The 17,945-nt window shown below is 68.8% G+C and carries 17 protein-coding genes; 7 read left to right on the forward strand and 10 right to left on the reverse strand.

Annotation, left to right across the window (positions count from 1 at the left end; translation table 11 throughout):
• Positions 1-17: 17 nt before the first annotated feature.
• The 4 genes from BLS25_RS16565 to BLS25_RS04270 form a co-directional block, all read right to left on the reverse strand.
• The gene (locus BLS25_RS16565) at positions 18-1,193 is read right to left on the reverse strand and encodes an MBL fold metallo-hydrolase (RefSeq protein ID WP_143017822.1); all 1,176 of its coding nucleotides are present in this window, start codon (positions 1,191-1,193) and stop codon (positions 18-20) included.
• A complete protein-coding gene (locus tag BLS25_RS04255; RefSeq protein WP_074694550.1) occupies positions 1,190-4,786 on the reverse strand; it encodes a helicase-related protein in 3,597 nt (1,198 codons plus the stop codon). Before BLS25_RS04255 ends, BLS25_RS16565 begins: the two co-directional genes overlap by 4 nt.
• Positions 4,787-5,342: 556 nt before the next feature.
• Positions 5,343-5,492: a helix-turn-helix domain-containing protein gene (locus BLS25_RS17040; RefSeq protein WP_218128158.1), complete on the reverse strand. Its 150-nt coding sequence runs from the start codon at positions 5,490-5,492 to the stop codon at positions 5,343-5,345.
• A 57-nt stretch (positions 5,493-5,549) separates the two neighbouring features.
• On the reverse strand, positions 5,550-5,939 hold the full coding sequence (locus BLS25_RS04270) for a hypothetical protein (protein ID WP_074694551.1): 390 nt from the start codon (positions 5,937-5,939) through the stop codon (positions 5,550-5,552).
• Between the two features lie 127 nt (positions 5,940-6,066).
• Here BLS25_RS04270 and BLS25_RS16575 point away from each other — a divergent pair, with 127 nt between their 5' ends.
• Positions 6,067-6,570 carry a hypothetical protein gene (locus tag BLS25_RS16575; protein WP_143017824.1) on the forward strand — a complete coding sequence of 168 codons (504 nt, stop codon included), beginning with the start codon at positions 6,067-6,069 and terminating at the stop codon, positions 6,568-6,570.
• A gap of 197 nt (positions 6,571-6,767) precedes the next feature.
• Here BLS25_RS16575 and BLS25_RS04275 read toward each other — a convergent pair whose 3' ends face one another.
• A complete protein-coding gene (locus BLS25_RS04275; protein WP_074694552.1) occupies positions 6,768-7,223 on the reverse strand; it encodes a VOC family protein in 456 nt (151 codons plus the stop codon).
• Between the two features lie 98 nt (positions 7,224-7,321).
• Here BLS25_RS04275 and BLS25_RS04280 point away from each other — a divergent pair, with 98 nt between their 5' ends.
• Both BLS25_RS04280 and BLS25_RS04285 read left to right on the forward strand, forming a co-directional pair.
• The gene (locus tag BLS25_RS04280; protein ID WP_074694553.1) at positions 7,322-8,317 is read left to right on the forward strand and encodes a helix-turn-helix transcriptional regulator; all 996 of its coding nucleotides are present in this window, start codon (positions 7,322-7,324) and stop codon (positions 8,315-8,317) included.
• A gap of 4 nt (positions 8,318-8,321) precedes the next feature.
• Positions 8,322-8,882 carry a dihydrofolate reductase family protein gene (locus tag BLS25_RS04285; protein WP_074694554.1) on the forward strand — a complete coding sequence of 187 codons (561 nt, stop codon included), beginning with the start codon at positions 8,322-8,324 and terminating at the stop codon, positions 8,880-8,882.
• Between the two features lie 53 nt (positions 8,883-8,935).
• Here the strand turns inward: BLS25_RS04285 and BLS25_RS04290 are convergent, their stop codons facing one another.
• Positions 8,936-10,012 carry an alkene reductase gene (locus BLS25_RS04290; RefSeq protein ID WP_074694555.1) on the reverse strand — a complete coding sequence of 359 codons (1,077 nt, stop codon included), beginning with the start codon at positions 10,010-10,012 and terminating at the stop codon, positions 8,936-8,938.
• Between the two features lie 160 nt (positions 10,013-10,172).
• Between BLS25_RS04290 and BLS25_RS16830 the strand changes: the two genes are divergently transcribed.
• From BLS25_RS16830 to BLS25_RS04305, 4 genes are all read left to right on the forward strand, one after another.
• Positions 10,173-10,325, forward strand: coding sequence for a hypothetical protein (locus BLS25_RS16830; protein ID WP_156371591.1), 153 nt, complete (start codon positions 10,173-10,175; stop codon positions 10,323-10,325).
• Between the two features lie 132 nt (positions 10,326-10,457).
• On the forward strand, positions 10,458-11,099 hold the full coding sequence (pdxH, locus tag BLS25_RS04295; protein ID WP_074694556.1) for a pyridoxamine 5'-phosphate oxidase: 642 nt from the start codon (positions 10,458-10,460) through the stop codon (positions 11,097-11,099).
• Between the two features lie 108 nt (positions 11,100-11,207).
• A complete protein-coding gene (locus tag BLS25_RS04300) occupies positions 11,208-12,011 on the forward strand; it encodes a formate/nitrite transporter family protein (protein ID WP_074694557.1) in 804 nt (267 codons plus the stop codon).
• Positions 12,012-12,124: 113 nt separating this feature from the next.
• Positions 12,125-13,285 (forward strand): GTPase family protein, encoded by a 1,161-nt coding sequence (locus BLS25_RS04305; RefSeq protein ID WP_074694558.1) that lies wholly within the window; start codon positions 12,125-12,127, stop codon positions 13,283-13,285.
• Here BLS25_RS04305 and nagA read toward each other — a convergent pair.
• The 4 genes from nagA to BLS25_RS04330 are packed head-to-tail and all read right to left on the reverse strand — an operon-like array spanning position 13,269 to position 17,927.
• On the reverse strand, positions 13,269-14,399 hold the full coding sequence (gene nagA / locus BLS25_RS04310; RefSeq protein ID WP_074694559.1) for an N-acetylglucosamine-6-phosphate deacetylase: 1,131 nt from the start codon (positions 14,397-14,399) through the stop codon (positions 13,269-13,271). The genes BLS25_RS04305 and nagA overlap by 17 nt on opposite strands.
• Positions 14,396-15,166, reverse strand: coding sequence for a glucosamine-6-phosphate deaminase (locus tag BLS25_RS04315; protein WP_056224903.1), 771 nt, complete (start codon positions 15,164-15,166; stop codon positions 14,396-14,398). The genes nagA and BLS25_RS04315 overlap by 4 nt, the downstream gene beginning before the upstream one ends.
• Positions 15,163-16,956: a copper homeostasis protein CutC gene (locus tag BLS25_RS04320; RefSeq protein WP_256335533.1), complete on the reverse strand. Its 1,794-nt coding sequence runs from the start codon at positions 16,954-16,956 to the stop codon at positions 15,163-15,165. Before BLS25_RS04320 ends, BLS25_RS04315 begins: the two co-directional genes overlap by 4 nt.
• On the reverse strand, positions 16,920-17,927 hold the full coding sequence (locus BLS25_RS04330) for an asparaginase (RefSeq protein WP_074694560.1): 1,008 nt from the start codon (positions 17,925-17,927) through the stop codon (positions 16,920-16,922). Before BLS25_RS04330 ends, BLS25_RS04320 begins: the two co-directional genes overlap by 37 nt.
• Positions 17,928-17,945 lie beyond the last annotated feature (18 nt).

The following is a 17,945-nucleotide window of genomic DNA, read 5'->3' on the forward strand; positions in this document are numbered from 1 at the left end:
GATCCTTGAATGTGTGTCTACGCGTCGAAGGTATGGGTCGAGGTGAAGCGCATCGGCCCATGAAGCTGGCTAACGGGTACTGGGACGAGTCCAGCCGCTTCGATGTCATGGAGAGTGCGAGCGTGAGGGTGGCCGTAGAGGCCTTGTGCATGAGTAGTCACTCGCGTCCCGCGACGAAAATGCCGCCAGAAGTCCTCATCTGAGTTGTGCTCGGAACCGTGGTGGGGCGCACCGACGTATGCGACTGAATCAAGCCGGGGCCTACCGTAGTAATTGACGAACCCCGCGGACCCCGCGTCTCGGAGAACTGCGTCACCTGTGCCGAGCCATGCGGCGGGTGAATGGTCGGGCAGCAACTGAGAGCTACCCCAGGCATGATCGTGGGTGACCCGCCCGCTTGCGGGCATGGCATCTGGCCCCGCCCAGAGACACACAGAATTGGCATTGACGCCACCATGTCCGAACATGTCGGCGCTGAGCAGCTTGATCTTTCGGAGGGTGCCTCGATCGCCGCCGATCGTGCGCAGCAGTTCATCGAAGTCGAGTCTTTCGATGTCGATCTCGAGCGCAGTTCTGACCAACGTGACGAAATCTTCTCGACCGGAGATGGCGAGCTGATGTGCGTACGGGATCGCTGCCCAGACATGGCGCATGTCAGTAGCGTCCAATGACACCGAGTGAGGCGAGCGACCCTGCGACTGGGGTCGCTCATCCAGGTCGGCGAAGTCCGGGGCGGTGGCCGGTTCGAGCAACGCCACTTCTGCACCGGGAAAGAGAGATGACAGTTCGCCGTAAGGGTTCGCGAGGAGGTTCACGTACCACCTCGTTGGTGGATCGTTATGAGCGATCAACAGCAGTGACTCAAGCGGTGTGATCGCTGGCGCGAAAACACGGCCGACCTTGACATTGTGCCGCCGGAGCATCTTCGACAGCCAGGGCAGGCCGCTGACGTGGTCGTAGTCGAAGTGGGAAAGGATCACGAGATCGAGTGCACCAACTCTGTCGACCTCTAGGCGCCCGACATACTGGGTTATGCAATCTCTTAGTGGACCCTGACTGTTCTTCGTCCCGCAGTCGTAGATGAACCGGAAGTCAGTGACGGACGATCCAGGCGCGATCACCTGCGTGAGCTGGGTGTGGAAACCGCCATGGCCGACCCCCCACTGAGTGCCTTGCGTAACAACTGTGATCACGAGGGTGCACCTCCGCGGTCCCAGTAGTCGCGCCATTCCTCGTTGTACGACCGAGTTGTGGCGGACGGCTCGATGTGGGTGAACGCGTCGAGCACGTAGCGGAGACGATCCCGCTTCTCGCCGTCCGGCGACACGAGAACGAGGGCGAGTCGGTGGCGGTCGCCCTGAGTCTGAGCGAAGGTGACCTCGTTCGTCGTGATCGTGAAGGTGTCGGACCCCTCGATTCGTCCCTTCACCTCGATGTAGTGAATGCGCCCGTCGAGATCGAAGGATTGGATGTCGTACCCGGGATTGTTCCTGGGCATCTCGCGTGGTGTGCGGCCGAGTGCGCGTTCGGTGGCGAGGACGGCCTCGACCGCTCGGCGTTCGACGAGCTCGGTATTGCGCGCGAAGGTCTGGGGTGCGGCGTCGTCGACAGTCGACAGTCGTTTGCTCGGCACGATGAGTGCCGATCCGCGGACGACCGCGGGAAGTGCGACGAGTTGCGTGCTTTCGTCGAGCGCACGGAGTCGCTTGTCGAGACGCTCGTCGAGTTGGCGCGCTCGTTGCAGCGCTGTTTCCGCGCGAACCCTACCCACGGTCCCCGCGCGTTCGAGTGCTTCGAGGCGGTTGTGCTCACGGTCCCAGTGGTTGATCTCGGCGAGGAGACGTTCCTTGACCTGCGCGCGGGTGCGGTCGACGTCCACGGTGATGCGGGTAGCGAGCTCGTCCATACGGGGTGCGAGACCGTCTCGATACGCCCACGCGCGGATCGAGCGTTCGTGGTCGCTCTTCACCCACTCGTCGGCGAGAACCTCGGCGATTGCTTGAGCTTCATTAGCGTGTGGTGCGTCGTATTCGAGGTAGGGCGGCGAGGCAGCCAGAGTGACGGTGCCTTCGGTGTCGAGGACGGGGTAGTCGAAATGGTGCGACACAGTGTCGGCGCCGATGGTGGCGTTCTGTACGCGCTGCTCAACCGCGTACAGCAGCGCAGTCTGCTCGGATTGCTGCTCGCGACGGTCGATGAACACAGTTCCGCGTTTGAGCACGGGCCCGAGGTCTTCGATGGTGAGCTCGATGACCGCTTGCAGCAGCGGGTGGCCGGGGGCGAGGAGCGCGGCCTGTGTCTGATGCTCGGGTCGAACGAGTGCGGTCTCGAAGGTGACGCGTTCGTACCGTTCCGGCACGGGAGACCACCGGTTGAGCCTGCGGGCCGTGTCGATGACGCGCTGGGGCACACGGGTGATCTCGTACCTGCCCTTCTCGCGCCGACGAATGCGACCGCCGAGGCGTTCGAAGGCCGAGATGAAGAACGCCGCGATGTATCCGGGCTGCAGGCGTCGTTCGCGGGCCTTCTCTATACGTCCGCGGATCTCTTCAAGATTGAGTGACGAGTACATCTCGGGGTGCAGTGCGCGCTCGGCGACCATGGTGTCGAGCCCGTGGGCGACGCTGGCGTCGATGACGCGGTCGAGCTCGGCTTTGCGTTCGGGTTCGTCGCCGTACCGGATCGCTTCGATCAGCAATTCGCGGAGCGATTTCTCCTGGAAGGCATCCGCATCGCCGAGGACGTTGAAGAGGTTGCCGTTGTATGCGATCGACATCTGGTCGATCTTTGACAGCAACCGGGTGAACACGTCCCCTTCGCGGGTGTCTTTCGCGACCATGTTCCACAGGTGGCACACCTCGCGCTGGCCGATGCGGTGGATGCGGCCGAAGCGCTGCTCGATGCGATTCGGGTTCCACGGCAGGTCATAGTTGACCATGAGGTGCGCACGCTGCAGGTTGAGGCCTTCGCCCGCGGCATCCGTCGCCAGGAGCACGACTGTGCTGCGGTCGTAGGTGAACTGCTCGCGAGCCGCTTTGCGGTCTTCGCGGCGGGTGCCGCCGTGAATCGTGATGACCGACTCGGGGCGTCCCAGCTGCGTCGTGATCTTCTGGCGTAGGTAGTCGAGGGTGTCTTTGTGCTCGGTGAAGATGATGATTTTGCGCGGTTCGCCCGAGTCGTCGTGGACCAGAAGCTGGTCGTCGAGAATTGTGCGGAGCTGCACCCACTTCTTGTCGTCGTCGAGCAGGCGGACGCGCCGGGCGACGCGGATGAGGTCTTCGAGGATCGCGATCTCTGCCCGTAGTTCGCCGATTGACTCGGCAGCCGTGGCGAGATCGACGACCTCGTCGACACGGGCCTCGAACTGGGTGCGTTCTTCTTCCGTGACCTCTTCATCGAGATCGTCGAACTCGTCGGTGTTGAAGCTTGGCGCCGAAGTAGAGGCGTCTTCGAAGTCGAGTGCGACACGCCCGGTCGACCACTCATCGATCGCCGCGGTCATCGAGGTGCTGTACCTCGCCTCGTCGGTCGCGCGTTGCCACTCCCGCAAGCGCGTCTCGAGTCGCACTTGGCGTCGCTCAAGTGATCGGAGGATGGCTTCTGGGCTCGAGGCGAGGCGTCGCTGCAGCACGGTGAGCGCGAAGCCCACGTTGTTGCCTCGCTTCTTGTCGCCGGCCTGCGCGAGGCGTTCCGCCCGCCCCATCTCGGTGCGTACGTAGCCGGTGACTAGCTCGTAGAGCTCGCGCTCGGGGTCGCTCAGCTCGTACTCGACGGTGTACGCACGACGCTCAGGGAACAGCGGCTTGCCCTCGAAGGTGAGGAGCTCTTCCTTCACCATGCGCCGCATCAGACCGCGCGTGTCAGTACGGTGCACCCCCGCACGGAATTGGCCCTCGAAACGATCGCGATCCAGCAGCGACATGAACAGCTGAAAGTCTTCTTCCTTGCCCGCGTGCGGGGTTGCGGTCATGAGGAGGAAGTTGTGTGCAGTCTCCGCAAGGAGCCGTCCCAGTCGGAACCGCTTTGTTTCGTCGACCTGACCGGCCCACGATGAATAGTGCGCCGACATGCGATGCGCCTCGTCCACCACGACAGCGTCCCAGGCGACGTCGGAGAGTTGCTCGATGAGGTCGTCGCTGCGGGACAGCTGGTCCATCCGTGCGACCAGGAACGGGTGCTCAGTGAACACGTTGCGGCCCTGCGCGTCGTCGACCATCTGACGGTTGAAGATCTCGAACGAGAGATCGAACTTCTGCGACAGCTCTTCGCGCCACTGCTCCACGAGCCCGCCCGGTGCCACGATCAGCGCCCGCTCGCAGTCGGCGCGGAGGATGAGCTCCTTCAGGTAGAGCCCAGCCATGATCGTCTTGCCCGCGCCGGGGTCGTCGGCGAGCAGGAAGCGCAGCGGGATCCGCGGGAGGAGTTCCTCGTACACCGCGCGGATCTGGTGCGGCAGCGGGTCGACGTCCGAGCTGTTCACCGCGGCCATCGGGTCATAGAGGGCGGCGTACTTGATGCGCAGTGCCTCGGCTGCCAGCCGGAACTCGTCGGGGTCGCCGTCGAACGCTGGTGCGTTCCCAAGATCGGTGACCAGCTCGAGCTTGTCCGCGTCGAGTTTGGTGATGGTGCGTTCGCCGGTCCGACCCGAGTCGTCGCGGAAGAAGATCTCGACGAGGGCGTCGTCGAGCGGGCTCACACCGACGAGGGTCACCGGCTGCCCAGGAAGAATCCCGCGCAACCGCTGCCCGGCACGCAACGAAGCGAGCGTCACCGTGGGTGCGTCCACGTGGTTCCTCCCCTGGAAAATGGCAAGTCGATCAGGATACGTCAGGCCGCCGACATCGCGACCAATCGGGTCAGTCCGTGGCGCCGGCATCCCCTCGACGCCCCCAGCCGTCGACCGCGCTCGCCTGGAACTTCCACAGGCGTCCGACCTTGTGTGCCGGCCCCTTTGTCGGAGATCCAGGCGTGGACGGTGTTTTTGGTCACTCCGAGATGCTCAGCGATGTCGTCGGCAGAGAGCCAAGGCTAGGACATTTGTGCCCCATGCGGGTTGAGCCGGATGTTTCCGGGTATTACCGATCCTATCCAGAGCGACCAGATTCTGAGTCGTCGCCATTCGCCCGTGTCGTGCCCTCGTCGTCGATCGCGTCGAGCAGCGCCTCAAGCTCAAGGCGGAGCACGCCGCAGGCCAGCGGGTGTTCGAGGTCAGCGGAGCCGCAGGTCCGGTGCGCGCCCCGGAAGGATGTCTGTGAGCGCGACGCCCAGCACCTGCGACATCGCGCGCAGAGTTCGGATCGTCGGGTTCGCCGGCGTCCCGGCTTCGACTCGCCCTTCGCGTACTACTGGTACGTGTAGCGCGTCAGCCCCGAGCGGTACGCCACGTCTTCCTGGCTGAGACCCGCCTCAGGGCGTAGGCGCCGGAGGTTGATGGCGAGCTGAGCGGCATAGTCGGTCCAGGCCTCGTCTTCGGGTCTGGTGCGCCTCGCCACCAGCCCAGCGTTCCGACTAGGTCAAACGAGTGCGGCCTAATCAGCATGGCAACTCGCTCACCGTTTGCCGATGGCCGCCTTGAAACGTCCGGCGCGGGCGTCAATTCGTGCGCGCAGCAGCCGGACGTCGGCGGACGCGGCGTAGTCGACGTCGGCCGCGGCGACCCGATCCCAGCGTCGTGCCGCCTGGGCGAAGGCGCCGCGTCGTGCTTCGGCCGCCAGAGCGAGGGATGCGAGGGCGCTCGACAGCGCGCGGTGGCCAGCCGCATCGATGATCGCGGTGAGCTCGCGTTCGGTATCCGGGATGCGGCCGATCGCGATCCACAGGAGGGCGCGGTTTGAGCGGACGATCGCGATGTTCACCTTTTCGCCGGCGTCGGTGGCGATGGTGAGGGCTTCGGGGAACTCGTGGTCGGCGTCGATGTAGCGGGCGAGGACGCGCAGCACATTCGCCCGCGGCGTGACCGCGGGCCGAGCACCGGCCCGGCCCGAGCCTTTCGTGTTAGTCCGGTGGCGCATTTCAATTCGAGCGCGTCGCCGATGCCAAGCAACTATTGACTCCGATACTTGATGCATGAACGACGACTATGAATCTCGCTGGCGGCAGGTGGAGGCGAGCATCGGAAAGGCCGTGGTGATGTGGTCGCGGCTTGAGTTCTTCATAGGCATGACATTTCGAGCCTCGCTGCAAAATAGCCCCACTGCGGTAGGGGCTTTCCTGGCGAGACAACTTCAAGTCAGCGCGCTTCTTGAAGCCCTGAAAATCGCGGCCACGGAATTTCCTGACAAAGGGTCGGAATCGATCCGGGATTGGGTGGGGCAATGCAAATCCCTGAGTCAAGAGAGAAATCGTCTGTTCCACGGCTCGTACGCCGACCAAAGCGATGGAATCGAATGGCATCCCACTATTATTTGGACGAGCCGGAACGCTGGCGGCGAGGCCCCGGCCCACCTGGAGTTTGAGCGCTTCGACGCCTCAAACATTTACAATTTCGTTCACGGGTGTCAGGCCGCGCTCGAGGCGCACGCAAGTCTTCCCAGTTCGCTCGTCGACTGGGTGAAGAACGCTGACGAGTAGCAGGTTAGCCATCGCGGGGCTTGGCTCGCTGCCGGTCGCCGGCAGGTGCCCCTCCGCGGTGTCGCCGCCTCTCGCGTCCGATCGGGTGCGCTCGACGGCATGGGGAACTATCTGGGTCGGTGTTCTTGCCGGATGCGCTGAGGAGATGTGGGCGGCCGGTCGCGACGCGCAGCGAATGCGCGCCGCGACCGCACACGTCACACCGCGGTGACCGACGCGCTCCACGTCACGCCGAATCTGTCGGTCAGCATGCCGAAGCCGGCGCTCCACGCCGAGGCGGCGAGGGGTTCGACGATCGTGGCATCCGTCGACAGGGTGTCCCAGTAGCCCTGGAGCTCCTCGAGGGTGGGGGTGCTGATCGAGACGAACAACGACTGGTCGGTGACCGTGGTGTTGTTCTCGCGGTGGGTGGAGCCGGGGGCTGCGATGCCGCCCTCGGTGCGGCCGGGGATGTCGTAGCCCATGATGCGGAAGCCGTTCTCGCCGGCGACCAGGCCGAAGACGACCTTGTCGGAACCGGGGATCTCGGCCGGCATGCCGAAGTCGGCGTAGGTGTTGACGACGAGGTGGCCGCCGAAGACGGACTGGTAGAACTCGAGCGCCTGGCGGGCATCGCCGCGGAAGTTCAGGTGGGTGGTGGTCTGCACGGGCATGTCTGCTCCTCGATGAATCGGCCGGGATCGGCTCGTGAGATCACGTTCCCACCCGTATAGGTCGGTTTCTGTCCTAGACCGCGAGTACCGTCGGATGCATGGCCACGACGTCGCGATTGCTCACCCTGCTGTCGCTGCTCCAGGCCCGACGGGACTGGCCGGGGTCGGTGCTGGCCTCGCGGCTGGACGTCAGCGATCGCACGGTGCGGCGCGACATCGATCGCCTGCGCGAGATGGGCTACCGGATCGAGACGACGATGGGCCCCGACGGGGGATACCGCCTCGACGCGGGCGCCGAGATGCCGCCGCTGCTGTTCGACGACGACCAGGCGCTCGCGGTGGCGATCGCTCTGCGCGCGGCTCCCGCGTTGGGTTCGGACATCGGCGAGGCGGCGGTGCGCGCTCTCGCGACGATGCGGCAGGTGCTGCCGTCGCGGCTGCGGCATCGGCTCGACGCAGTCGAGGTGACGACGGTGGGCCGCCCGGGGGAAGCGCCGGTCGCTGCCGTACCGCTGGAGGTGCTGCTGACGCTCGCGCAGGCGGTGCGCGATCGTGTCTCCATCCGCTTCGACTACCTGCCCCGGGAGGGGGACGGCACTGAGCCCGGTCCGCCGCGGCGGGTGGAGCCTCATCACCTCGTGGCATCCCATGGTCGGTGGTATCTGCTCGGGTGGGACCTCGAGCGCGAGGACTGGCGGCTCTTCTCGGCGGATCGCGTGCGACCCCGGGTGCCGCACGGCGCTCCCTTCGTGCCGCGGGTCGTGCCGGGCGGTGACGTCGACGCGTTCGTATCCGCGCGGTTCAAGGGGTCGGACAAGAACGAGTGGCCGTGCCGAGGGACCGTGCTGTTGCACGCGCCGGCGCGAGACGTGCTGCCGTTCGCGGGCGACGGCATCGTCACCGCCGTCGACGACGAGCGCTGCACTCTCGAAGCGGGGTCGTGGTCGTGGGGTGCGCTCGCCGCATCGTTCGGGAGGTTCGAGGTGGCGATGGAGGTCGTCGGGCCGCCGGAGTTGGCGGAGGCGTTCGCGGTGCAGGCTGGGCGGTTTGCGGCGGCGGGCTCTTCCGCGGGGGAGCCCCGGCGAGGAAGCTAGCGGCATGACCCAGCCTCTCCGCTACGCCATCAACGTCACCCTCGACGGCTGCGTCCATCACGAGGCGGGTCTGCCGCCGGATGCCGAGTCCATGGCGTTCTGGACCGACGAGCTGCGCCGCTCCGACACCCTCCTTTACGGCCGCGTCACCTACGAGCTGATGGAGGGCGCGTGGCGCCAACCGGAATCGGGGGAGTGGCCGGACTGGATGGATGCCAGTGAGGTCGCGTTCTCGGAAGTGATGGATCCGATGCGGAAGGTCGTGGCATCCGGGACTCTCAACTCTGTCGACTGGAACGCCGAACTGGTCCGGGGCGACGTGGTCGAGGCTGTCCGCCGGCTCAGGGAGGAAGCGGGGCGAGGGATCGCGCTCGGTGGGGTGAAGCTTCCTGCGGCGCTCGCAGCGGAGGGGCTCATCGACGAGTTCACGTTCGTGGTGCATCCGGTGATTGCGGGGCGGGGGCCGCGGTTGCTCGAGGGCGTGCGGGACCAGATGAAGATCGAGCTCGTGGAGCGGTGGGAGTTCCGGTCGGGCGCCAGCGTGCAGCGCTACCGACCGGTGTAAAGCGAAAGGGCCCCGCGCGATCGATTCGCGCGAGGCCCCAAAAGCAGGACGGATTACGCCTGCAGGAACGGGTAGTCCGTGTAGCCGTGCTCGTCGCCGCCGTAGACGGAGGCCTGGTCGACCTCGTTCTCGTCGGCGCCCTTCTCCCAGCGGGTGACGAGGTCGGGGTTGGCGATGGCGGGGCGACCGACGGCGACCAGGTCGGCGAGGTCCTTCTCGACCACCGAGACGGCCTCGTCGCGCGTGGTGACGCTCGAGAAGCCCGAGTTGATGATGAAGGTGCCGCCGAAGGTGCGGCGGAGGTCCTGGATCAGGTCGCCGGCCGGGTCGGCGTGCAGCACGCTCAGGTACGCGAGGCCCAGGGGAGCGAGGCCCGACACGAGCGCTTCGTAGGTGGCGCGGGTCTCGGCGTCGTCGGTCTCCCAGACGTCCTGGATGTTGTGCGCGGGCGAGATGCGGATGCCGACGCGCGTGGCGCCGACCTCGGCCACGACGGCCTGCGCGACCTCGATGACGAAGCGGGCGCGGGCCGCGGGGGATCCGCCGTACTCGTCGGTGCGCTGGTTCGACGCGGGCGAGAGGAACTCGTGCAGCAGGTAGCCGTTGGCGCCGTGCAGCTCGACGCCGTCGAAGCCGGCATCCACGGCCTTGCGGGCAGCGGCGACGAACTCGTCGCGAACCGTGGCGAGCTCCGCGGTCTCGAGAGCGTGCGGCACGGCGTAGGCGACCTTCGTGCCGTCGGCGAGGCGCGTGTCACCGTCGATCGCGATCGCCGAGGGGGCGACGATGCGGTCGGTGCCCGTGATCTCGGGGTGCGTGACGCGTCCGCCGTTCATGAGCTGCATGAAGACGGTGCCGCCCTCGGCGTGCACCGCGTCGGCGACCTTGGCCCAGCCCGCGGCCTGCGCGTCGGTCACGATGCCGGGCTGACCCGGGTACGCGCGCGACTCATCGCTCGGGAAGACACCCTCGGTGACCAGCAGGCCGATGCCGGCGCGCTGCGCGTAGTACTTCGCGACGATCGGTCCGGGGACGCCATCCGCGCCGGCGCGCAGGCGGGTCATCGGGGCGAGCGAGACGCGGTTGCGGACGCCGATCTCTCCGACGGTGGTGGGGCTGAACAGGCTCATGGGTGTCCTTTCGTGGGGGAACAGGGCCGTGCCTCCCAACCCGCGGTGCGCAGCGGATATTCCGCATGCGCAGGTTGTCGGCGTGTCGTCAGGCGGGGTTGTGGCCGACGGGCGGGCTTCGCCAGGATCGGGGCATGAGCACTACCTCGAGGAAGCGATGATGGCGCGCGCTCCGTGGAACCGTCCGGGTGAGTCGGCGCAGACTCGTCGGCTCCGCATCGCGATGTTCTGGACGGCGGTCGTCCTCGTCGTGGCCGTCGTCGGCATCCTCGTCTACTTCGTCGTGCGGTCGGCGGGGATCGCCGGGCTCTGAGGGGCGCCCGCGTCAGCGCTGGTGGCTGAGGCGGCGGGAGGCCCGGGAACGGTTTGTCGTCACGTGCGACCGCCTCAACAGGCGTCGCGCAGACATACGCTGGCATCCCAGCCACCCACCGGAGGACCCGCGATGACCGAGAACCCCCTCGCCCACCGGCTCGACTACACGCTCGCCGAGCTGGATGACGACGCCCTCTCGGCCTCGCCTTTCGAGCTGCTGCAGCAGTGGCTGACGGATGCCGCTGACCAGCCCGAACCGAACGCGATGGTCGTGTCGACGGTGGGTGCCGAAGGCCGGCCCACCTCGCGGACGGTCCTGCTCCGCGGAATCGACGACGACGGGGCGCTCGTCTTCTTCACCAACCGGCAGTCGCGGAAGGGCCGCGCGCTCGCCGGGAACCCGGCGGTGTCGATCCTCTTCCCCTGGTACGCGCTGCAGCGACAGGTCATCGTGCTCGGCACGGCCACGCCGCTGCCGTCGGAGCGCGACGACGCGTACTTCGCGTCGCGGCCGCGCGGATCGCAACTGTCGGCCTGGGCGAGCCGTCAGTCGGAGCCGGTGGCATCCCGAGCCGCTCTCGAAGAGCAGATGGCCGAGGTCACCGCCCGGTTCGCCGACGATGAGGTCGTGCCGCGGCCTCCGCACTGGGGCGGGTACCGGGTCGAGCCGCGCGAGATCGAGTTCTGGCAGGGCCGGCGGTCGCGGCTGCACGATCGGGTCGTGTTCACGCGGGACGGGGACGGCTGGGTGGGGATGCGGCGGCAACCGTGACGCGTGGGGGCGCCCGCCCTGTACACGCGCCAAGACTCGCGCGCAGCCGGGTTGTGCGGTCGCGGATCGAGAGCGACAGTGAGGCATGAGCACACGACAGAGCCCCCGGTGAGCGACGACAGACGCCGCGAGGTCGGCGAATCCGACGAGGTCGTCGAGGACGAGCTGGCCGAATCGTTCGACGCCACCGTCTCCGAGGGCGCGGAACGTCTGCAGAGACCCTGGCGCATCGTGCTGATCACCGGGTTCTTCGGCGGGCTCGAGGTGGGCCTCGGCGTCGCCGCGTACCTCGCGGTCCTGCACCAGACGGGCGATCACCTGTTGGCGGGGGTGGCGTTCAGCATCGGACTCATCGCCCTGCTCCTCGCACACAGCGAACTGTTCACCGAGAACTTCCTCATGCCCATCGCCGCGCTGGTCGCCCGCGAGGGCACGATCGGTCAACTCGCTCGGCTCTGGGGCGGGACCCTCGTGGCGAACCTCGTCGGCGGGTGGGTCTTCATGTGGCTGCTGACCACCGCGTTCCCGCAATGGAACGACACCCTCGCCGAAGCCGCGCTCCACTACGTCGAGGCTCCGTTCGGGCTGCAGAGCATCGTGCTGGCCGTCCTGGGCGGCAGCACCATCACGCTCATGACGCGGATGCAGCAGGGCACCGACTCCGAACCCGCCAAGATCGTCGCCACCGTCATCGGGGGGTTCCTCCTCGCCGGGCTGCAGCTGTTCCACTCGATCCTGGATTCGCTGCTCATCTTCGGGGCGATCCAATCCGGGGCCGACATCACCTACCTGCAGTGGCTGGGGTGGTTCGGGTACACCCTGCTGTTCAACGTGCTCGGCGGAATGCTGCTGGTCACGGCACTGCGCCTTCTGCGGACGAAGGAGCTGTTCCAGCAGCGCAGGCCCGACTGACCCCCGCGCGCAAGGGGTACGGCCGAAAACGGCGTGGGGCACCTCGCCCCGTAGATTCGATCCATCCCGCACACGCGGGTCGCGACGCGAATCATCGGGGGTAGGGCCAGATCATGGCGAAGAAGAACACCGATGCCCGTCAGCTCGACGACAAGGCGTTCGTCCAGGCGACGTCCGAGGCGAAGTCGCGGTACGGCCGGTTCAACCTCGCGATCGTCGGTGCTTCGGGCGTGGGCAAGTCGTCGCTCGTCAACGCGGTGTTCGGGCGCGACTGGGCGAAGGTCGGGCGCGGCCTGCCGGTCACGCGCGGCGTGCACTTCTACAGCGACGACTCGCTCGGTATCTGGGACGTCGAGGGGTTCGAGATCGGCTCGCCCGTTCCGCCGGATCAGCAGCTGCGCACCCACCTCGACGCGATCGCCGCCCACCCCGGCGACCACCAGATCTCGGTCGTCTGGTACTGCGTGCGGGCCGCCGACGATCGGCTGACCCCGGCCGACATCGCGATGATCCGCGAGCTCGACGCGCGGGGGCTGCCGGTGATCCTCGTGTTGACGAAGGTCGACTGGATCAAGAACCCCCTCACCGGGCACCAGGGCATCGCGAAAGATCTGGAGGCGTTCGTCGAGTGGCTCAACGACCCCGTCGACCCGAACACCGGTGAACGACTGCGCATCCCCTACCGGCAGGTCGTCCTCACCTCGACCCGCGACAAGAACGGGAAGGGCAAGGGGCACGGCCTCGGTGACCTTGTCACGCAGACCCTCGAGCTCGCCCCCGAGCGCGACAAGGACGCGTTTCGCATCGCACAGCGGCTCAACCTCCCGTGGAAGAGGGAGATGGCGCGGCCGATCATCGCCGCGGCGGCCGCGGCCGCAGCAGGGGCTGCGACCGTTCCGCTTCCTGTCTCGGATGCTGTCACGCTGGCGCCGATCCAGCTGACGATGATGGGCCGCATCGCCGCGATCTACGACCTCGAGGTCAAGACCATGCTTTCGGCCGGTGCGCTCGCGCAGTTCGGCGTGCAGGTCGCGGGGCGGGCGCTCGCGACGAGCTTCCTCAAGCTGATCCCGGGCGCCGGGATCGTCGTGAACGCGGCGGTCGCGGGTGCGCTGACGGCGGCGACGGGCGAGAGCTGGCTGAAGATCTGCGAACTGTTGCACACCGGCAAGATCGACGTGCGCAAGCTCGACCAGGAGTGGGCGAGGTACGCGCCCAGCTTCATGGACGTCGCACGCAAGCTCGTGGAGCGGCGCGTCACGAAGAGGGGCTGAGCCACACCTTCCGCACGCGCCAGTCCGCGTCCCACGCGACGAGGTCGGCGCGCATTCCCGGCTCGAGGAGCCCGCGCGCGGGGTCGCCCAGCGCCGCCGCGGGAACGGCCGTCGCCGCTCCCACGGCATCCGACGCGGCAAGACCCAGGTCGACGATGGCCGCGCGCACCGCGCGGTCCAGCGTCAGCGTCGACCCCGCGATCGTGACGCCGTCGTCGAGCAACGCGCGGCCGTCCGCGACGTGCACGTCGAGCTCGCCCAGGCGGTACGCGCCGTCGGCGTGGGCGGCGGCGGCCATGGCATCCGTGATCAGGGCCACCCGGCGCGGCGCCGAGGTCAGCAGCATGCGGGCGACCGCGGGGTGGACGTGCACGCCGTCGAGGATGAGCTCAAGGGTGACGCGGTCGTCCTCCAGAGCGGCCGGCACCGGACCCGGCAGCCGATGGCCGATCGCGGGCATCGCATTGAGCGCGTGGGTGAGCAGGGTGGCGCCACGCGCGATCGCCTCGCGCGTGAGGGCGTAATCGGCCTCGGTGTGGCCGATCGCGACGCGGATGCCGAGGGCGGTGAGCTCCGTGATCGCGTCGAGAGCTCCGGGGAGTTCGGGCGCGAGGGTGACCTGCCGGACGAGGCCGGGCTCGGCATCCCGCACGAGGTCGAGGACGGGTCCGTCGGGGAGAGCGAGCGCGCCGGGGTCGTGCGCCCCGCGCCGGGCGGGTGAGAGGCAGGGGCCCTCGAGATGCACGCCCAGAATCGCGGGATCGGACCGTCGTGCGACGGCGACGTGAGTGAGCTGCCGACGCAGGACGTCGAGCGGAGACGAGACCAGGCTCACGAGGGTCGCCGTCGTACCGTGGCGGCGGTGCGCGGCGACCCCGGAGGTGATGGCATCCGTTCCGTCGTCGAAGGCGTGCCCGCCGCCCCCGTGGACGTGCAGGTCGATCAGGCCGGGGGTCAGGGTCGCCCCGCCCAGGTCGATGCGCTCGGACGCGCGCGGAGCGAGCCCCGTGCCCACCTCGGCGATCAGACCGTTGTGCACCCGCATCCACGCGTCGGGCAGGTCGCGCCGCGCATCGACCACCCGGGCGCCCGTGAGCAGCAGGTCGGCGGTCATGCCGAGGCGATCTCGCGGTGGTCCCAGGCGAAGCGGTAATAGTCGCGGTGCTCGAGCTGAGCGGCGGCCGCCTCATCGACGATGACCACGGCCCGGCGGTGCAGCTGGATCGCGGATGCCGGGCACGACGAGGTCAGCGGCCCCTCGACGGCCGCGGCGACGGCGGGGGCCTTCGCCTCGCCGAAGGCGAGCAGCACGAGCACGCCCGCGTCGAGGATCGTGCCGATGCCCTGCGTGAGGCAGTGCGTGGGGACCTCGTCGATGCTGTCGAAGAACCGCGCGTTGTCGGCGCGGGTCGCGGGCGTCAGCGCCTTCAGGCGCGTGCGCGAGGCGAGCGACGAGCCCGGCTCGTTGAACCCGATGTGCCCGGTGCGGCCGATGCCCAGGATCTGCAGGTCGATGCCGCCGGCCGCGGCGATCGCGGCTTCGTACCGCTCGCCGGCCTCGGCGAGCGGACCCTCGTCGTCGCCCGGAACGCGCACGAGCGACGGGTCGAGTCCGAGGGGGCCGACGATGTCGCGATCGACCACGGCGCGGTAGCTCTCGGGGTGTCCGGCGGGCAGGCCCACGTACTCGTCGAGGGCGAAACCCCGCACGGCCGAGAGGTCGAGCGAGCGCTCCGCCAGGGCCGCCCACACCGGCAGGGGCGTCGAGCCGGTCGCGAGTCCCAGCGTCGGGTCGCTGCGGCGACTCAGCGCGGCGACGATGAGGTCGGCGGCGATGCGGCCGGCATCCGCCTGGTTCTGCACGATCGCGATCTCGGTCACGAGCGGGCCTCCGTTCGGGGGGTGGTCGGCTCAGCCAGGATGACAGGTGCGGTCCACGAGCGGGTGACCTCGGGTCGCTGCGCGGCCTCGAAGGCCAGCATCGCGGCCCCGATCCGGCCGGCGTGCGTGCCCAGGGCCGCGGTCGTCAACCGGGGGGCTTCTCGCCACGCGAGCGCCGCGGTCAGCCGTTCGCGCAGGGGCTCGAGGAACGCGTCCCCGGCCTGCGCGACCCCACCGCCGAGAACGATCACCTCGGGGTCGACGAGCAGGGTCAGGGTCGCGAGCCCCGTGGCCAGGGCGTCGAGCCCCTCCGACCAGACGCGGGCGGCGACGGGATCCGTGTCGACGCGGGCGATGACCGACGCGGCATCCGGAGTCTCTCCGTCGATCAGCGGGGCGCTCGCCGCGTACCGCCGGGCCAGGCCCGCGCCCGAGAAGTACACCTCGAGGCAGCCGCGCTGACCGCACGCGCAGAGCTCGCCGCCGGGCACCACCGGGATGTGACCGAGCTCGCCGGCCCCGGAGATGGCCCCCTCGACGGCCCGTCCGTCGGAGGTGAGGGATGCCGCGACCCCGGTGCCGATCGCCGCGAAGACGACGTTGCGCGAACCGGCGGCCGCGCCGTAGGCCCCCTCGGCCGCACCCGCGGCGCGCACGTCGTGGTCGACCGCGACGGGGAGTCCGGTGGCGTCGGAGAGGAGACGGGCGAGGGGGACGTCGGTCCACCCGAGCGTCGAGGCGTAACGGACGGTGCCGGTGGCGCTGTCGATCAGGCCGGGGCTCACGACGCCCGCGCCGACGACCGAGCGGCCGAGGGCCTCGGCCGCCGCGATGAGGTCGGTGAGCAGGTCCGCGATGCGCGTGACCGTCTCGGCACCGGAACCGCCCGTCGCGATGCGCGAGCTGTTCAGCACGTGGCCGTCGATGTCGACGAGCGCGCCCTTCGCCGAAGTGCCGCCGATGTCGACGGCGATCACGGCCGGGTGCGACGCGCGGTCGCTCTCGCTCACCGCGAGCACCGTGTCGCGGATCACCGACTCGTCGGTGACGAGGTGTCCCCGTCCGGAGGCGACCTGCGCGCGCAGGTGCACCTCACGGGCGCCGGTGCGCTCGAGCAGCGCTGTCACGTTGTGGGCCCGGACCGAGCCGCCGACGAGAACCGTCGGCATCCGGGTGCCCTCCGACCGCGCGCGCAGCGCGGCGAGCACGTCGGCCCCCTCGCCGGCCGTGGCCTTTCCCCCGGAGGTGAGCACGCGGGCGATGCCGTGGTGGGCGAGCGTGTCGTAGGCGTCGAAGAGGTCGACGGTGTCGTCGAAGGCCTTATGGAAAGTGATCGGCACCCCTCCCGCGGCGGTCCGGATCGCCTCGAGTGCCTGTTCGTCGACGTGGCCGTCGACGGTGAGCGCGCCGAAGACGATGCCCACGGGCACCCGACTGGTGCGCGCCAGGGCGGCGATGGCGCGGACGTCAGCCCGCATCACGCGCAGCTCGTCGTCGGAGTAGACGAAGTCGCCGCCGCGCGAGCGGACCATGATCTGCACACCCACGCTCCGCACCGCGTCGAGGACGGACTCGATCATTCCGAGGCTGGGCGTCGTGCCCCCCTCGAGAAGGTCGGCGCACAGCTCGACGCGATCGGCGCCCGCCCGCTCGGCGGCGAGCACCCCCGCGAGGTCGTCGACGCAGATCTCCACGAGGGCGCGGGCGCGCGCGGAGGACTTCTCCGCGAGGGATGCCGGGTCTGCGGCGGTCGTCACGGTGCGGCGCTCGCTGCCGAGGCGTCGAGCCACGCCCGCACGTCGCGACCCACCTCGATCGAGCCGACCGGGACCCCGCCGCCGAGGATCGGCAGCTCGACGAGGTCGCCCGCGTCCGAGATGTCGGCGCCGAGGGCTTCGAGGACGGTGAGGGCGACGAGCGTCGTCGCGCGGGGGTTGCCGTCGAGGATCTTCATCGACACCGCGGCCCCGTCGGCCGTCGCCATGCCGATCACCCCCTCGGCGCCGCCCTTCGACAGCAGCCCCGGTACGCGCAGCATGGCGTCGGTGTTGGCATGGTGGTCGCCGCCGACGAAGCGGGGGTGCGACCGCATGGCATCCGCCACTCTCCGCTCCGACGTGCCGGGGGCGCCCGTCACGAGGGCGCGGAAGATGCGGGCGATGCCGAGGGGCGAGACGCTGAACAGGGGCGCTCCGCACCCGTCGACGGCGTCGTGCGCCACCGTCTCGCCCGACAGGCGTTCGAGCGTCGCGCGCACGAGCCGCTGCAGCGGGTGCGAGGGGTCGAGGTAGGTCGCCGTGTCCCACCCGTTGATCGCGCAGGCGAGCAGCATCGCGGCGTGCTTGCCCGAGCAGTTCATGCGCACGCGCGAGCGCTGCTCGCCGTTGCGGATGAGACGTTCGCGCGTGGGCTCGTCCTCGGGCCAGTCGACCGGACACCCGAGGGCGCTCTCGTCGAGGCCCGCACGGGTGAGCAGATCGCGCACGACGTCGACGTGCACGTCTTCGCCGGTGTGGCTGCCCGCGGCGATGGCGAGGTCGGCTCCGTCGATGTCGGCCCCGGCGAGCAGGCATGCGAGGGCCTGCACGGGCTTGACGGTGGAACGGGGCAGGATCTGTTCGCCGCTCCCGGTCTGCCAGGCCACCGATCCGTCGGCGGACAGGGCGGCGATCGAGCCGAGGTGGCGGCTCTCGACGACACCCGAGCGGATGACGACGGCGAGGTCGGCCAGGGGGGAGGGAACAGGGGGAAGGGACGTCATGGGTGGTTCTTTCGATGC

The organism is Microbacterium testaceum StLB037 (assembly GCF_900104345.1).
In the GTDB taxonomy this organism is placed as follows: Bacteria; Actinomycetota; Actinomycetes; order Actinomycetales; family Microbacteriaceae; genus Microbacterium; species Microbacterium testaceum_A.